This window comes from Microbacterium sp. LWH13-1.2, from assembly GCF_038397735.1.
Classification (GTDB): Bacteria; Actinomycetota; Actinomycetes; order Actinomycetales; family Microbacteriaceae; genus Microbacterium.
The window spans coordinates 3,582,808-3,598,257 of the sequence record NZ_CP151635.1 but is presented as its reverse complement, the minus strand read 5'-3'; the positions used below and the strand labels follow the sequence as shown (position 1 = coordinate 3,598,257).

At 66.9% G+C, this 15,450-nt stretch carries 17 protein-coding genes; 8 read left to right on the top strand and 9 right to left on the bottom strand.

What is annotated here, in order from left to right; genetic code table 11:
- Window positions 1–5: 5 nt before the first annotated feature.
- The gene (locus MRBLWH13_RS17390) at window positions 6–311 is read right to left on the bottom strand and encodes a transcriptional regulator (RefSeq protein ID WP_341956164.1); all 306 of its coding nucleotides are present in this window, start codon (window positions 309–311) and stop codon (window positions 6–8) included.
- 115 nt (window positions 312–426) lie between these two features.
- On the opposite strand from MRBLWH13_RS17390, the gene MRBLWH13_RS17385 reads away from it, so the two are divergent.
- On the top strand, window positions 427–1,638 hold the full coding sequence (locus tag MRBLWH13_RS17385) for an MFS transporter (RefSeq protein WP_341956163.1): 1,212 nt from the start codon (window positions 427–429) through the stop codon (window positions 1,636–1,638).
- 36 nt (window positions 1,639–1,674) lie between these two features.
- Here MRBLWH13_RS17385 and panB read toward each other — a convergent pair whose 3' ends face one another.
- From panB to MRBLWH13_RS17365, 4 genes are read right to left on the bottom strand one after another with little or no spacing between them, the layout of a single operon-like run.
- Window positions 1,675–2,544, bottom strand: a complete 870-nt coding sequence (panB, locus tag MRBLWH13_RS17380) for a 3-methyl-2-oxobutanoate hydroxymethyltransferase (protein WP_341956162.1) — start codon at window positions 2,542–2,544, stop codon at window positions 1,675–1,677.
- Window positions 2,541–2,927 (bottom strand): aspartate 1-decarboxylase, encoded by a 387-nt coding sequence (gene panD / locus MRBLWH13_RS17375; RefSeq protein ID WP_341956161.1) that lies wholly within the window; start codon window positions 2,925–2,927, stop codon window positions 2,541–2,543. The genes panB and panD overlap by 4 nt, the downstream gene beginning before the upstream one ends.
- Entirely contained in the window at window positions 2,927–3,814 is an 888-nt protein-coding gene (panC, locus tag MRBLWH13_RS17370) for a pantoate--beta-alanine ligase (protein ID WP_341956160.1), read from the bottom strand. The genes panD and panC overlap by 1 nt, the downstream gene beginning before the upstream one ends.
- The gene (locus tag MRBLWH13_RS17365) at window positions 3,811–4,569 is read right to left on the bottom strand and encodes a DUF2520 domain-containing protein (RefSeq protein WP_341956159.1); all 759 of its coding nucleotides are present in this window, start codon (window positions 4,567–4,569) and stop codon (window positions 3,811–3,813) included. Before MRBLWH13_RS17365 ends, panC begins: the two co-directional genes overlap by 4 nt.
- Before the next feature lie 276 nt (window positions 4,570–4,845).
- Between MRBLWH13_RS17365 and MRBLWH13_RS17360 the strand changes: the two genes are divergently transcribed.
- Complete coding sequence (locus tag MRBLWH13_RS17360; RefSeq protein WP_341956158.1) at window positions 4,846–5,154, top strand: hypothetical protein; 309 nt, start codon at window positions 4,846–4,848, stop codon at window positions 5,152–5,154.
- A 158-nt stretch (window positions 5,155–5,312) separates the two neighbouring features.
- Window positions 5,313–6,815: a SulP family inorganic anion transporter gene (locus tag MRBLWH13_RS17355; protein ID WP_341956157.1), complete on the top strand. Its 1,503-nt coding sequence runs from the start codon at window positions 5,313–5,315 to the stop codon at window positions 6,813–6,815.
- 50 nt (window positions 6,816–6,865) lie between these two features.
- Here the strand turns inward: MRBLWH13_RS17355 and MRBLWH13_RS17350 are convergent, their stop codons facing one another.
- From MRBLWH13_RS17350 to MRBLWH13_RS17335, 4 genes are all read right to left on the bottom strand, one after another.
- The gene (locus tag MRBLWH13_RS17350; protein WP_341956156.1) at window positions 6,866–7,282 is read right to left on the bottom strand and encodes a hypothetical protein; all 417 of its coding nucleotides are present in this window, start codon (window positions 7,280–7,282) and stop codon (window positions 6,866–6,868) included.
- Window positions 7,282–7,962, bottom strand: a complete 681-nt coding sequence (locus tag MRBLWH13_RS17345) for a DUF433 domain-containing protein (RefSeq protein ID WP_341956155.1) — start codon at window positions 7,960–7,962, stop codon at window positions 7,282–7,284. Before MRBLWH13_RS17345 ends, MRBLWH13_RS17350 begins: the two co-directional genes overlap by 1 nt.
- A 71-nt stretch (window positions 7,963–8,033) precedes the next feature.
- Window positions 8,034–8,552: a hypothetical protein gene (locus MRBLWH13_RS17340; RefSeq protein ID WP_341956154.1), complete on the bottom strand. Its 519-nt coding sequence runs from the start codon at window positions 8,550–8,552 to the stop codon at window positions 8,034–8,036.
- Window positions 8,553–8,655: 103 nt separating this feature from the next.
- Window positions 8,656–8,979 (bottom strand): hypothetical protein, encoded by a 324-nt coding sequence (locus MRBLWH13_RS17335; protein ID WP_341956153.1) that lies wholly within the window; start codon window positions 8,977–8,979, stop codon window positions 8,656–8,658.
- A 381-nt stretch (window positions 8,980–9,360) separates the two neighbouring features.
- On the opposite strand from MRBLWH13_RS17335, the gene MRBLWH13_RS17330 reads away from it, so the two are divergent.
- Genes MRBLWH13_RS17330 through MRBLWH13_RS17310 form a run of 5 tightly spaced genes read left to right on the top strand, consistent with a single transcriptional unit; the run spans window position 9,361 to window position 15,327 of the window.
- The gene (locus tag MRBLWH13_RS17330; protein ID WP_341956152.1) at window positions 9,361–10,440 is read left to right on the top strand and encodes an extracellular solute-binding protein; all 1,080 of its coding nucleotides are present in this window, start codon (window positions 9,361–9,363) and stop codon (window positions 10,438–10,440) included.
- A 41-nt stretch (window positions 10,441–10,481) separates the two neighbouring features.
- Complete coding sequence (locus MRBLWH13_RS17325; RefSeq protein ID WP_341956151.1) at window positions 10,482–11,498, top strand: ABC transporter ATP-binding protein; 1,017 nt, start codon at window positions 10,482–10,484, stop codon at window positions 11,496–11,498.
- 1 nt (window position 11,499) lies between these two features.
- Window positions 11,500–13,362 carry an iron ABC transporter permease gene (locus tag MRBLWH13_RS17320; protein ID WP_341956150.1) on the top strand — a complete coding sequence of 621 codons (1,863 nt, stop codon included), beginning with the start codon at window positions 11,500–11,502 and terminating at the stop codon, window positions 13,360–13,362.
- On the top strand, window positions 13,359–14,384 hold the full coding sequence (locus MRBLWH13_RS17315) for a LacI family DNA-binding transcriptional regulator (RefSeq protein ID WP_341956149.1): 1,026 nt from the start codon (window positions 13,359–13,361) through the stop codon (window positions 14,382–14,384). Before MRBLWH13_RS17320 ends, MRBLWH13_RS17315 begins: the two co-directional genes overlap by 4 nt.
- A 40-nt stretch (window positions 14,385–14,424) precedes the next feature.
- Window positions 14,425–15,327 (top strand): metallophosphoesterase, encoded by a 903-nt coding sequence (locus MRBLWH13_RS17310; protein ID WP_341956148.1) that lies wholly within the window; start codon window positions 14,425–14,427, stop codon window positions 15,325–15,327.
- The last annotated feature ends 123 nt before the right edge of the window (window positions 15,328–15,450 follow it).

Genomic DNA, 15,450 nt, shown 5'->3' with positions numbered 1-15,450 from the left:
GCGACCTACCCCCGCAGCACCGAGTCCAGCAGCCCCGGGAAGAGCGAGTCGAGCTCATCGCGGCGCAGCGTCAGCATCCGTCGCCGTCCGTTGGGCTCGTTGCGGATGACTCCTGCTTCGCGCAGCACCTTCATGAAGTGCGACTTGGTCGACTTCGGGAGGTTCGGGTCGGTGGCGTGGCATGCGGCCATGTCGAGCGGACCGTCGGCGAGCTGTCGAGCGATGGCCAGGCGTTCGGGGTCACTGAGCGCGAAGAGCACGTCGGTGAGCTGGATCTCGGAACGATCCGGATGCGGAAGGTCGCCTGGCATGGTTCGAGAATAGTTGAACAATCGCGGGAAGGCGAGTACGCTCCGATAGTTCGATGATTCTCGAACCCAACTCGTTCGAGACCTCGAACTCGACCCCAGACCCGCGGGAGCACAGATGACGACCACGTCACCGATCGCCACTACGACGGCCGCGCCGATCCGCCGCTCGCGCTTCGGCTTCGCGCTCGCGATCGTCACGCAGATCGCGATGATGATGGGTGCGAGCGCGCCGTCGCCGTTCTACCCGGTGCTCGCGGCCGAGATCGGGTTCGACGCGATCGTCATCAGCGCCGTGTTCGCGGTGTACGCGATCGCCCTGCTGCTCGCGCTGCTCACCGCCGGATCTCTCTCCGACCACGTCGGACGCCGTCCCGTCGCGATCGGCGGACTCCTCCTGCTCGCCGCGAGCATGCTGCTCTTCTGGCATGCCGACAGCGTCGCGACGCTCATGCTCGCGCGCATCCTCCAGGGCGCGGCGAGTGGTGTGCTCATCGCCGCGCTCTCGGCCGCGGCGCTCGACCTCGCTCCCGGCGGACGGTCGAGGGTCGCCGCTCTGTGGAACGCACTCAGCCCCGGCATCGGCCTCGCCCTCGGCGCGCTGATCTCGGGCATCGCCCTCGACCTGACCGGCCAGCCGCTGCTCGACGTTTTCGCGCCGCTGACCGTCGTCTACATCGTGCTCGCCGCGCTCTTCTTCCTCGCGCCCGAGACCGCACCGCTTCGACCGGGAGCGCTGGCGTCGCTGAGCTTCCGCCTGTCGGTGCCGGCCGGCATCCGCTCGGACTTCTGGCGGGGCGCGCCCGCGATCATCGCCGGATGGGCGACCGGTGGACTCTTCCTCTCGCTCGGCGCCAACATCGTGCGCACCGAGCTCGGTGGCGAGGCGCACGTCTGGCAGGGGCTCGCGGTCGCGATGCTCGCGGGAGTCGGCGCGATCACGGCGTTCGTGTTCCGCAACCGCACGCCGCGCACCTCCGTGATCTTCGGCACCGCGGCGCTCGCGACGGGAACCGCCCTGTCGCTCTGGGCCCTCTCGGCCGAGTCGCTCCCCTTCTATCTCGCCGCGACCGCGATCACCGGCATGGGATTCGGCACCGCCTTCTCGGGGGTCGTCGCCTCGCTCGCGCCACGGATCCCCGCGACCGACCGCGCCGACACGTTCGCCGTGATCTACCTGCTCGCCTACCTCGCGTTCGGAGTGCCCGCCGTGGTCGCCGGGACGCTGGTCGGGGTGTTCGGGCTCGGAGTCGTGTGCGTCGGATACGGGGTCGCGGTCATCGTGCTCGCGCTCGTCGCGCTGGTGCTGCGGGCGCGCCGGGCGGAGTAAGGGTCGCGGATGCCCGACCGCGGACGGCCCCGCGACCTACCGCTCCGCGAGCAGTTCCCGCAGCCGCGCGGCCTCAGCCTCGGGCATTCCGTACCCGTGCTCGGGCGCGGGGTAGACCCCGTCGCGCACCTCGTCGGCATACGCCTGGACCCCCGCGACCGACACTCCCCGCACATCTGCGTAGCGCTTGACGAACTTGGCGACGCCGCCGGCGTAGATGCCGAGCAGGTCGTGGAAGACGAGCACCTGGCCGTCGGCATCCGCTCCCGCTCCGATGCCGATCAGCGGAATGCGCAGCAGGGGCGCGAGGGCCGCGGTGACCTCCGACGGCACTGCTTCGATCACGAGCAGCGAGACTCCGGCATCCTGCAGCGCGAGGGCATCGTCGATCACGGCGAGTGCGGCGTCGGCGGTGCGCCCCTGGGCACGGTATCCGCCGAGGGATGTCGCGGTCTGCGGGGTCAGCCCGACGTGCCCGACCACGGGGATGCCGGCATTCACCAGCGCGCGGGCGCGGTCGACCGTCGTGCCGCCGCGCTCGATCTTGACCAGGTCGACGCCCGCCTCCTTGATGAAGCGCTGCGCGGTCGCGAGGGCGAGCTCGTCCGACGCCTCGTACGAGCCGAAGGGCAGGTCGCCGACCAGCAACGGCTTCTCGAGTCCGCGGCGCACGGCCTTCGTGAGCATGAGCATCTCGTCGACCGTGACGGGCACGGTGCTGTCGTAGCCGAGCACGGTCATCGCGGCCGAATCGCCGACGAGCACCAGGTCGACACCGGCCTCCTCGACGATCTGCGCGCTCGGGAAATCGTAGGCGGTGACCATGACGATGGGCGCGCCGGCGTGCTTCTTCGCGGCCAGATCGCTGAGGGTCAGGCGCTTGGTCGGGGCGGCGTGGGCGCTCATGCGGTGACCACCAGTTCTCCGACGGCGTCGTCGACGCGAACGATCGCGTTCGACCGATCGACGTGCACGACGACGGGTTCGTAGTCGACGAGGTCTTCCGGCGAGTAGTCGGCGTAGGAGATGACGATGATCGTGTCGCCGGTGTGCACGAGGCGGGCGGCGGCGCCGTTGACCTGGATCACGCCGGATCCGCGCTCGCCGACCAGCGTGTAGGTCTCGAAGCGGGCCCCGTTGTCGACGTCGACGACGTGCACCTGCTCGTGCGGCAGGATGTCGGCGGCCTCGAGCAGATCGGGGTCGACGGTGATCGAGCCGACGTAGTGCAGGTCGCTGCCGGTGACGGTCGCGCGGTGGATCTTCGACTTCAGCATGGTGCGTCGCATCAGGCGTCGCCCTTTCCGTCGGTGGTGGTGTGGGTCTTGGCCAAAGTGGTCTCGGCCGCCCGGAGCAGGTGGTTGTCGATCAGTCGGGCGGCGCCGACACGGGCGGCGACGAGCAGAAGCGCGTCTCGTTCGACGGCCGTCACGGGCTGCAGGGTCTCGGCGTCCCGGAGTTCCAGGTACTCGACAGCGATGCCCGCCTCGTCGAGAACAGCGTGGGCGGCAGACAGGATGCTCTCCCCCGATCGGTGCGCCACGTCGGCGGCGTCGAGGGCGCGGTTGAGCGCGGTCGCCTGGGCGCGAGCATCCGCGTCGAGGTAGACGTTGCGCGAGCTCATGGCGAGTCCGTCGGGTTCGCGGACGATCGGGCAGGCCTCGATGCGCACGTCGAGGTCGAGGTCGCGCACGACCCGGCGGACGACGAGCACCTGCTGAGCATCCTTCTGTCCGAAATAGGCGACGTCGGGCTGCACGATGCCGAACAGCTTGGTGACGACGGTGGCGACGCCGTCGAAGTGATGGGGCCCGCGGCTCGCGCCGTCGAGCACCTCGGTGATGCCCGCGACGTGGATGTTCGTGGCGAAGCCGTCGGGGTAGATCACGGCGGGCTCGGGTGCGAAGAGGATGTCGACGCCCTCGGCCTCGGCGAGCGCGGCGTCGCGGGCCTCGTCGCGCGGGTAGGTGCTGAGGTCTTCGTTCGCGGCGAACTGGGTCGGGTTGACGAAGAGCGAGACGACGACGAGGTCGTTCTGCTCACGCGCAGCGCGCATGAGTGAGAGGTGGCCGTCGTGGAAGGCGCCCATCGTGGGGACGAGTCCGACGGACTGGCCCGCTGCTTTGGCGTCGCGGACCGCGGCTCGCACCTCGGCGATCGTGCGGAGGATTCTCATGCCTCGGGCTCCTCGGTGGTCTTGTCTGTGGTCGCATGCGGCGCGCGCCCTGCGACCGCGCGGGTGGCGGTGGCGAGGGCGTCGAAGAGGTCTTGGTAGTCGCCGGATGCTGCGCGCTGACGCGCGACCGTCGCCTCGTCGCCGCGCGCGATCGGTCCGGTGAGAGCGGACGCCGCGCCAGACGCCACCCAGTTCTCGACCGTCTGCCGAACGAGCGGTGCGAGGTGGGCGCGGTCGACCCCGGCGTCTTTCGCGAGGCGTTCTGCCGCGTCGAGCACGGTGAGCACGAAGTTCGAGGCGAAGGATGCGGAGGCGTGATACTCCGCGCGATGGGCGTCGCCGACGTGGAACGGGTTCGCGTCGAGCGCCCGCGCGAGCTGCTCGGCCACCTCGAGCGCCTCGGGGGTGCGGCCGTCGATAGCCACGCCGATGCCGTGGAAGACCTCGGGAGCCTCTGTGCCGGTGAAGGTCTGCAGTGGGTGGAGGCTGAAGTCGACGTCGGTGAGCGGTGTCGCCCCCGAGACGTGGGCGACGAGCCGCGCATGCGGTCGCACGGCGAAAGCCACAGCCGGGATGGCGGAATCGGGAACGCAGAGCAGTGCGATGTCGGCATCCGGCGCTCGGTCGTCGCGACGGAGGGGTCCGATGACGACGAAGCCCGCTGCGCGGAGGGCCCGTGCGAGTACGCCGCCGAGACGGCCGGCGCCGACGATGGCGATGGTCGTTTCAGGGGCGAGAGCAGGGGTGCTGTGCATGTCGATTCCCCGGCCGAGACGGTCGGCGCGGATGGGATGAGTATCCGCCCGAGACAGGGTGCGCGCAAAATCTGGGAGCAGCGTGCATAGCGTTTGATGCCACTCGGTGTCTTTACTGTCTACTTTTTTCGAAGAACACTGCGCATAACGCTCCCGCTCGTGTTGACAGCGATCGGCGTCGTCGTGCGCACTAGGACCGGCACTCGCCCAAACCTGTTCTGTCCATGCCGGACGCGAGCGCTTGACGATCAGGGCGCAGCCCAATGGACTGGGGGGATGCTGTCGACACCTGCACCCGGCGAGGGCCCCGTAGAGCTCGTCATCATGCCGGAATGGGCGAGCTCGCAACGGGTCGTAGGCATATTCTCTGCTCGTCTGTCGAGAGACCTTCAGACACGTATCCGCGCATGGAACGACGAGTGGAAGTTCACGCTCAACCCTCAGAAGACGATCCGCTGGCCCCACCCCGAGATCGGGCGCCGCTGGGTAGAGGAAGGGAACGCTCTCGTCGAGGCGATCCAGGCAGAGCTCGGGCCGAGGTTCCACGTCGTCGGCGGGTTCGCTGACTACGCCCCGGAGTCCTGAGCGCGCATCGGCGGCTGAGCCGGAAGGACGAGCGCCCGGAAGACGTCCGAGCGGCCTCCCCGCTGCCGCTCACGAGCGACACGAACGGCAGCCCCCAGCATCCGCCGTACCCTTAACTGTTCTGCCCCATCCCCGGGCACCTTCTCTGGAGCATCCCCATGTCTGCACCCACGGTCGACGATCGTGCCCGCTATCGGGCGAATCCCACCGTCCTTCAGGCGCTGAAGAGTCCGCGGATGCTGACGCGCGAGGTGCTCGCGGGTCTGGTCGTGGGGCTCGCGCTGATTCCCGAGGCGATCGCATTCTCGGTGATCGCGGGCGTCGACCCGAAGGTGGGGCTGTTCTCGTCGTTCATCATGGCGGTGTCGATCGCGTTCCTCGGTGGGCGTCCGGCGATGGTGACCGCGGCGACCGGAGCCGTCGCGCTCGTGATCGCACCGGTCGCGCCGACGTATGGGATGGACTACTTCATCGCGACGGTGATCCTCGCGGGTGTCTTCCAGGTGATCCTCGGGGTGCTGGGTGTCGCGAAGCTGATGCGGTTCATTCCGCGCAGCGTCATGGTCGGGTTCGTGAACGCGCTGGCGATCTTCGTGTTCAGCTCGCAGTTCCCGCAGCTGATCGATAAGCCGTGGATGGTGTATCCGCTGGTCGCGCTGGGAATCGTCGTCATGATCGTGATGCCGAAGATCACGAAGGTCGTGCCGGCGCCGCTCGTGTCGGTGGTCATCGTGACGGCTGTGGTGCTGACGTTCGCGATCGCCGTGCCGACGGTCGGCGATCAGGGCGAGCTGCCCAAGAGCCTGCCCGAGCTGTTCATCCCGAACGTGCCGCTGACGTGGGAGACGTTCACGATCATCGCGCCGTTCGCGCTCGGGGTCGCGCTGGTCGGGCTCATGGAGTCGCTGCTCACCGCGAAGCTCGTCGATGAGATCACCGACACCCACTCGAACAAGACCCGGGAGTCGTGGGCTCAGGGCGTGGCGAACATCCTCTCCGGAACCTTCGGCGGCATGGGCGGATGCGCCGTCATCGGCCAGACCATGATCGGCGTCAAAGCCTCAGGCGCCCGCACGCGCATCTCGACGTTCTGCGCCGGCATCTTCCTGTTCCTGCTGGTCGTCGTGTTCGGAGACTTCGTCAGCACGATCCCCATGGCGGCCCTCGTCGCCGTGATGATCATGGTCGCGATCGGAGCCTTCGACTGGCACAGCGTCAAGCCGTCGACCCTCAAGCGGATGCCGAAGAGCGAGACGTTCGTGATGGTTTCTACCGTTCTTCTGGTCTTGGTCACCCACAATCTCGCTGTGGGGGTTGTCGGTGGGGTCCTGGTCGCGTCGGTGCTGTTCGTGCGCAGGGTCGCGCACTTCGTGTCGGTGTCTCGGACTGTCTCTGCTGCCGGGGATTCCGTCACGTATGTCGTGAACGGAGAGCTGTTCTTCGCATCCAGCAACGACCTGACGACGCTGTTCTCGTACTCGAAGGATCCGGATTCTGTCGTTGTCGATCTGACGGGGTCACACATCTGGGATGCATCGACCGTCGCCGCGCTCGATGCGATCGAGACGAAGTACACGGCGCTAGGGAAGAGCGTCGAGATCATCGGGATGAACGAGAGCAGTCAGCGGATGCGGGGACGGCTGACCGGCGGGTTCGAGTAGGCCCTCGATTTCCGCAAGGAGATCGCAGTCCGCTGATCCACCCAGGTGGATCAGGCCTCGCCGAGGCGCATCGGACGTGGTCCCGTAACGTTCAACGAGAGCGCCCACGGTCCGGCGCCTCGTTTGATGATCTCTCTCACGATCCGCTCCTCGTGACGCAGGAACAGAGCGGCCTGCTCGTCCGGTCGCATGTCCCTCTTGGCGCCGATCCACACCGACCGGATTCCGTGCTCGCGATAGGCGGCGAGCTCGGCGGGGCGAGTACGGATGCGTCGGTCGCGCGTGACGACGACAAAGCCTCGTGCCCCGATGATCGGCATCCACTCGAGATCGAGAGCACCGAGAGGTACCTCGGGCAGATCCGGATGCCCCGGAGACAGGAAGTCACTGCGCCCGGAGTGTCGAAGCACCTTCGCCAGGCCCAGCGTGTTCTCGTCCGCGAAGTACACCGGCGAGAACGGAGTCATCACGCGGCTCGGTCGCTGCTGACGATCAGCTCGAATCGCAAGGCTTCGTCGACCTGGTCGAGGGTCAGCTCGTAGAGGTCGGCGAGCTCATCACGCGAGCTGCCCGCTTTGTAGTCGCCGGCGAGGATTTCGGTACGCACGTTGCGCACCGCAGGCTGGCCGAAAGTGCGCGCGGGATCCATAACCACGAACGGAGTGCGCGGATCGGGCTGGATGCGGCCAGCGGCGCCATCCACATACTGCACTGAATCGCTGAACCGTTCGGTCGCCGCCGTGAGCATGCTCTGACCGTTGCGTACGACGACGAGTTGAAGGGACCGGTCGAGCCCGACCTCTTCTTGGACGACCTGCACGAGCTCTCGCCCTTCTACCTCCAGGAATGGCCGTGCGAGCGCGAGTGGGTACCGTCCGAATTTCTCGCGAAGCTGCTCGATCGCCGGACGCAGTTTCTGAACGGTGACGTCGCGGCTTCGGAACTCGGCAAGGAGACGAGCTTCGACCATCTCGCCCCAGGTGACGACTTCGGTTCCCGTCGAGGCTTCGCGAAGGATCGGCTCGTAGAACTTGCCTGCCCTCGAATACCCGTCTAGCCAGCGCCGGGCAGTGCCGCCATGCAGGCCAACGAGGCGATCGACGTCCGAGTAGGAGTAGATCGCCCTGTCGAGCATCGAGGTGGTCATGGCGTCAATCATGACAGTCCCCGACGACAGCGTGGGGATTGCGCGCAGGTGCAACCTGGCCGCGGGCGCCATCAACTAGCGCCCGATACAAGGATGCCGGTCTCGTCGCGCGTCCAGGTGAGGTTGGAACTGTCACGGAACCGCATTCCGGCGATCGTGCGCTTCTTCGACTTGGTGACGGGTCGGATCTCCTCGTCGAAAGAGCGGAGTCGCGACGCGAACTCCCAGGCGTATGCCTCGGCGCTCTCCTCGAGGTAGTACGCGCCCGGCGGCAAGATCGTCAGCTCGATCGGGCGTCGCTCGGCGCCACTGGCACCGGTCACTCGCACCGTCACGTCGTAGATCGCCTGCTCGGACGAGTTCACGACCACAGCGCCGTACGCCTTCGCTTCATCGTCGACGATGCGCGAAGCCACCCACGCGAAGACCTGACTGGCTTGGCTCTGCCTCTCACGAGCAGCGGTGCTCTCATCGCGTCTCGCTTCGACCGCGAACAACCGGCCGGCATGTTTGGCGCCGAGGATCGCTGCGATGAGCGCGCCGATAGCGGTGAGGGCGGTGATGACGTCTGCGAGGGATCCGAGTTGCACGGGATGACCGTACCCACCCGGCAGTCGCTCCCCAGCCCGGACGCGCCGCGGAGAGAAGCAGTACATCGGCATCCATCAACGGCGGTCCGGCTCACGCCATCCGTCAGCCGATGGCTGCCTGAATCTGCCCCGCGAGCTTCTCGACGGCCTTCTTGTTCTTCACGCCGTCCATGAGTGCCGGCGGACGGTTGTGGTGCACGTTCAGCGACAGGTGCACGTCAGAACCTGATGCCGCGGGCGTCGTGATCGCGCGTCCGAGGAGCTCCCAGTTGAACAGCGTCTTCTTGGTCTGGAAGTCGATCGTGGTGCCGTCGGGCGCCTGGCCCAGGATCTTCGCCTTGTTGTCGGCGAGAACCTTCTGGACAGCAGCGGCCGTGGTCGCGGCGTCGGCGTTCGAATGGAATGTGGTGGTCGCTTCAGCTGACATCGTGATCCCCCTCAGGTCATGGTGTTTCGTCACACCCTAGCGATATACCGCCAGGCGAAGAGCCTTCGTTCACGCGGGGCCACTTCGGCATCTCGGAGGCCACGCCGGGCCACTTCCGCATCCCGGAGACGCGTATCGGGTGCGAAACTGGCCCCGCTGAGCGACCATCTCGCGGCCGAGCGCGACGATACGCCCACCACGCGCGCTCGACGACCGAAGTGTCCGCACCGTTCACCCGGCGCTCGCTTCACGTTCACCCCCGCCGCCTATCTTGAGTGCGGTCGCGCGAACGCGGCTAAGAAACAGACAGATCGTTGTACATAAACCACAACACCGGGGTAAAGTCAGATCAGACATACCTCGATGACGAGAAAGGCGACCATGGTCGACATCCGAAAGAAGCGCTGGACTCTCCTGGGAATCGCGGCCGTGGCGGCCGTGACCCTGACCGGATGCGCGGGCGGCAGCACCGACGGCGGCGACGGCGGCTCGAGCGACGGCGGCTCCGATGCGACCCTCATCGTGTACACGAACTCGAACAGCGACGGTCGTGGCGAGTGGATCACCGAGCAGGCCGCGGAGGCCGGTATCGACATCGAGATCGTGGGCCTCGGCGGAGCCGACCTCACCAACCGCATCATCGCCGAGAAGAACAACCCCGTCGGCGATGTCGTGTTCGGTCTGAACAACATGTTCTTCGAGCAGCTCAAGGCCGAAGAGGCGATCACCGCCTACGAGCCCGAGTGGAGCGGAGAGGTTCCCGCCGACGCGGGCGACCCGGCCGACGGCGCGTTCTGGCCGCTCGTCGAGCAGGCCATCGTCACGGTCTACGACGAGAACACCATCACCGACGCCCCCTCCGACGAGGAGGAGCTCTGGACCGACGAGAAGTACGCCGGTCGCTACGAGGTCAACCCGGCGCTCGGCGAGGCCACCCCGCAGCTCATGCTCGCCAGCATGCTGTCGCGTCATCTCGATGAGGACGGCGACCTCGGCGTCAGCGACGAGGGCTGGGAGCTCGTGGAGTCGTACTACGCGAACGGCTCGCCGGCGGTTCAAGGCACCGATCTCTACGCCCGCATCACGCGTGACGAGGTCGACTACGGCGTGCTGCCCTCGAGCGGCATCTCCGCGCGTGACGAGGAGTACGGCACCAAGACCGGCATGATCGTTCCGGACTACGGCGTGCCGTATGTCACCGAGCAGATCGCGCAGATCAACGGCACCGGCAACGAGGCCAAGGCGCAGGAGTTCATCGACTGGTTCGGCAGCGCCGAGGTGCAGGGCGACTTCGCGGCCGAGTTCAACTCGATGCCCGTCAACGAGGGCGCGGTCGAGCAGGCCAACCCCGAGGTCGTCGAGCTCATGGGCACCCTCGACCGTCAGGACATCGACTTCGGCTTCGTGAGCGAGAACCTCGGCGCGTGGGTCGAGAAGGTCACGCTCGAGTACATCGGCTGATCGAACCGAACCCCTCTTCACCAACCAGCCGGAAAGACAGCATGATCCGTTTCGAAGACGTCGAGGTCGCGTTCGGCGATCACCGCGCGGTCTCGCACCTCGATCTGGAGATCCGGGAGGGTGAGTTCTTCACCCTCCTGGGTCCGTCCGGATGCGGCAAGACCACGGCCCTCCGCACACTCGCCGGGTTCGTCGAGCCCACCGGCGGACGCATCCTGATCGGCGGGCGCGATGTCACGCGCGTGCCGAGCGAGAAGCGCGGCGTGGGCATGGTGTTCCAGAACTACGCGCTGTTCCCGAGCATGAACGTGCGCGAGAACATCGCCTTCGGCCTCTCGATCCAGAAGACGTCGAAGGCCGAGCAGCGCCGCCGCGTCGATGAGATCGCCGAGCGCACCGGACTCGCGCAGTCGCAGCTCGAGAAGAACGTGTCGGAGCTCTCGGGTGGGCAGCAGCAGCGCGTGGCCATCGCCCGCGCTCTCGCGCTGACCCCCAGCATCCTGCTGCTCGACGAGCCGCTGTCGAACCTCGACGCCAAGCTGCGGGTGCAGCTGCGCGAGCAGCTGAAAGACCTGCAGCACGAGGTGGGCGTGACCACGGTCTACGTCACCCACGATCAAGAAGAGGCCCTCACCCTCAGCGATCGCATCGCCGTGCTCGACGCAGGCACGCTGCAGCAGGTCGGCACTCCCGAGGAGATCTACGACCGCAGTGCGACGCCGTTCGTCTGCCGGTTCATCGGCGAGAACAACCGCCTGAGCGCCGCGCAGATCACGAGCCTCGGCGGCGGGCTGGATGCCACGGCAGAGAGCTACGTGCGGCCCGAGAAGCTGCACCTCGCCGAGGCCGGCGAGGCTTCGACAGCATCCGCCTCGCTCGACGGCACCATCGTCGACCGCACCTACCACGGCAGCCACAGCGTCTACACGGTGAGAGCCGAGGATGCTGCGCTGCGCGTCAGCGTTCCGGCTGCGGCGAGCGCCCGCCAGTGGAACCCGGGCGATGCGGTGCGCGTCGACGTCGACCCGCGCTGGATCCTGCAGTACCCGGCGGCGTGACATGTCGGATCAGACTCCCCAGAACCCCGCGGTCCCGCCGTCAGCGGCCGTGACCGGAGAAGCCGGCTCCTTGGCGACCCACGCGGTCGTCGAGGGTCAGACGCCGGGACCGCGGCCCCGCAAACGAGGAAAGCCCGGCAACGTGAAGGCGATGCTGCGCTCGCCGCTCGCCTGGATCACGGGCATCATCGTGATCTGGTTCGCAGCCGCCTTCCTCGTGCTGCCGAACGCCGCCCTGCTCGGCGTCACGTTCTTCCCCGACGGCCAGTTCAGCATCCGCGCCGTCGAGAAGCTGTTCGGCAGCGAGCGCGCGCTGAAGACACTCGGCAACAGCTTCCTGCTCGCCGTCACCCTGTCGATCACGGTCAACGTGGTCGGTGTGTTCATCGTGCTGGTGACGAAGTACTTCCAGGTGCGCGGGGCCAAAATCCTCTGGCTCGGCTATGCCACGACCCTGATCTACGGCGGCATCGTGCTGGCCGCCGGATACAACTTCATCTACGGCCGGTTCGGATTCTTCACGAACATGATGGTCAACTGGTGGCCCGACATGGATCGCGACTGGTTCTCGGGGTACTTCGCCGTCGTCTTCGTGATGACCTTCGCGACCACGACGAACCACATGCTGTTCCTCTCGTCATCGCTCGGCAAGGTCGACTACGCGTCGATCGAGGCGGCGAAGCTGATGGGCGCGTCGACCTGGACGATCCTGCTCCGCATCGTGCTGCCGGTCATGAAGCCGATGCTCTTTGCCGTCACGGTGCTCACCTTCCTGATCGGGCTCGGGGCGCTGACCGCTCCGCTCGTGCTCGGCGGACCCGACTTCCAGACCGTCGCGCCGCTGATCATCGATCTCTCGCGCAGCCCGATCACGCGTGACATCGCGGCTCTGCTGGCGATCGTGCTCGGCATCGCGACGATCATCCTGCTCGCGATCATGAACCGCTTCGAGAAATCGGGCGTGTACTTCTCGGTCGCGAAGGTGGCGACGCCTATTCAGAAGCAGAAGATCCGCAACCCGTTCGCGAACGTCGTCGTGCACGTCATCGCCTACCTGCTGTGGGTGATCTACCTGATCCCCGTCGTGCTGATCGTGATCTTCTCGTTCGTCGATGCGCGCAGCATCCTCGCCGGGTCGATCACCCTCGACAGCCTCACGCTCGACAACTACATCACCGTGTTCTCGAGCGCCGAGGCGATCCGCCCGTTCATCGTCAGCGTCGTCTACAGCGCCGTGGCCTCGATCGTTGTGGTCGGCGGTCTGCTGTTCGTGGCCCGGATGCTGCAGAAGCACCGCAACCTGCTGACCACCGCGATCGAGTACGTGTTGCACATCCCGTGGATCCTGCCCATCGTGCTGATCGCGCTCGCCCTCGTGACCGCGTTCGACGAGCCGCGGGCGATCGTGGGCGGCCTCGTGCTCACCGGCACACCGATCCTGCTGCTCATCGCCTACATCTGCGTGAAGATCCCGTTCACGCTGCGCCTGCTCAAGGCCGGGTTCGCGTCGGTGCCCGATTCGCTCGAAGACGCCTCGCGCATCCTCGGGGCGAAGTCGCTGACGACGTTCCGCAAGGTGCTGGTTCCGCTCGTGCTGCCGACCGCTGCGGCGATCACCGCGCTGAACTTCAACAGCCTGCTCGACGACTACGACGCGGCGATCTTCCTCTACCACCCGCTGTTCAAGCCGCTCGGTGTCGCGATTCAAGAGAGCACGCGCGGCGAGAACAATCTCGACGCGATGCCGATCACGTTCGTCTATACAGTGCTGCTCATGATCATCATGGGTGTCACCATGTATCTCGTGTATGGACGAGGTTCGCGCGCCGGAGCGCCCCGCAAGGCCAAGAAGGCGCGCGCGTGAGTGGTGCGGATGCCGGTGCTCCGGGGCTGCGCGTCACGGTGAGCGATGTGGCCGCGGCCGCCGGTGTCTCCCGGGCCACCGCGACCCGGGCGCTCAAGGGCGAGGGGCGATTCGCTCCCGAGACCCAGGAGCGGATCCTCGCCGAGGCCGAGCGCCTCGGATACGTGCGCAACACGATGGCCGCCGAGCTCGCCGCCGGCCGCACCGGCACGGTTGGACTCATGCTGCGCGATGCGAGCAACCCGGCATACGGCCTGCTGTTCTCGCGGCTGCAGGATGAGGCACACAGGCGTGGCCTCGACCTCGTGACCGTGACGATCGGCGCCGACGTGCAGGGCGCCGAGCAGGTCAACGCGCTGCACCGACTGCTGGGCATGCGCGTCGCCGGACTGATCGTCGCGACCGGTGGCATCACGGCCGCGCAGCTCGAGCCGTTCGCCGACCAGGTGCCGATCGTGCGCGCGGGTCGGGTCGAGACGGCGGAACGGATTCATACCGCGCACTATGACGATCCGGAGCATGGAGACTTGCTGGCTTCGCACGTGCTGTCTCTGGGGCATCGTCGGGTGGTCGTGCTGTCTGGCGCGGAGGACGTGTCGTTCGCTGAGCATCTGCGGGCGTCGGCGATGCAGTCGACGTTGGTTGCCGGCGGGGCGTCGGTGACTCTGGTGTCTGCGGGAGCTGCGCCGACCGATGGAGTGGATGAGGCGCTGGATGCCGTAAGCGATGGGGCCACGGCTGTGATGTGCGCGTCGGACTATCGGCAGCTCGCGGTCATGCGCGCGCTTCGTGCTGCGGGGCTGTCTGTGCCCGGGGATGTGAGCGTGACGGGGTGCGACGGCATCCTGCCCGGTGCCGACCTGCTGGGTCTGACGACGCTGCGGATTCCTGTCGAGGCTGTTGCTGCGGCGGCTGTGGAGACGATGCAGCTTCTTCTGAACTCTGATGCCGACTCTGCGCCGACCGTTCGACAGCCGTTCGTCGGAACCCTCGTTCCCGGGTCGACTGCCGCGGCCATCTGACTTCTGTCCTGTACTTGTTCGTCGTCTTACTGGAAGAGAAATGATCCTCACCGAACACTCTCGCCCATCGCACACCTTCGTGCACATCTCCGATACGCACCTTCCCGGTGAACGCTCGCCTCTGTATGGAAGTGGAGCGGATGCTGATGCGAACCTCGCTTCGGTTCTGAGTCGGTTGGTGTCTTCTGGATTGAAGCCCGATGCGCTGCTGTTCACGGGGGATCTCGCGGATCGAGGCGACGCGTCGTCGTATCGGCGGTTGCGGGAGTTGGTAGCGCCGGCTGTTGAGGCGTTGGGGTGCGAGGTCATGTGGGCCATGGGCAACCACGACGAGCGCGGGGCGATGCGGGCGGAGCTCGGGCTCGCCGGTGGCGCTTCGGACGCTGTGGTCGAGGTGCGCTGGTTCGGTGGGATGCGGGTGATCGTGTTGGATTCGACGGTTCCCGGGCAGCACTGGGGGCGGGTCGATGAGGCTCAGCTCTCGTGGTTGGCGACCGAGCTGTCTGTTCCAGCGCCGGAGGGTTCGCTGCTGCTGATCCATCACCCGCCGCTGCCGACCGTGCTCGACCTCGCAGTGACGGTCGAGCTGCGCGAGCAAGCAGCGCTGGCTGCGGTGCTGGCCGGGTCGGATGTGCGGGGGATCCTGTCGGGGCATGTGCATCACCCGTCGTTCGGGACGTTCGCTGGAATTCCAGTCGCGGCTGCGTCGTCGAGTGCGTACGGGCAGGACCTGGCACAGCCGGTCGGGGCGACGCGTGGACAGGATGCTGCGCAGGGGTACAACCTCGTGCACGTGTACGACGGGACGATCGTGCACTCGGTTGTGGGGCTTGAGGTCGGTGCGGACGTCGGGGAGCCGGTCGCGGCGGAAGAGGCGGGAAGGCGGATTGCGGGGCGGGGGATTTCTTGGCGGGAGCGGGTGCGGCCAGCCCAGCATCCCTGACCAAGCGAATCGGCGCGGTTGGACCGAAACCCGTCTCCTTTCGCGGAGCTCCGGAACTCCCTCCGTACCAGCACAAATCCAAAAGAACTAGGCACACCCAATTACTGCTCTATCCTGGCCGAC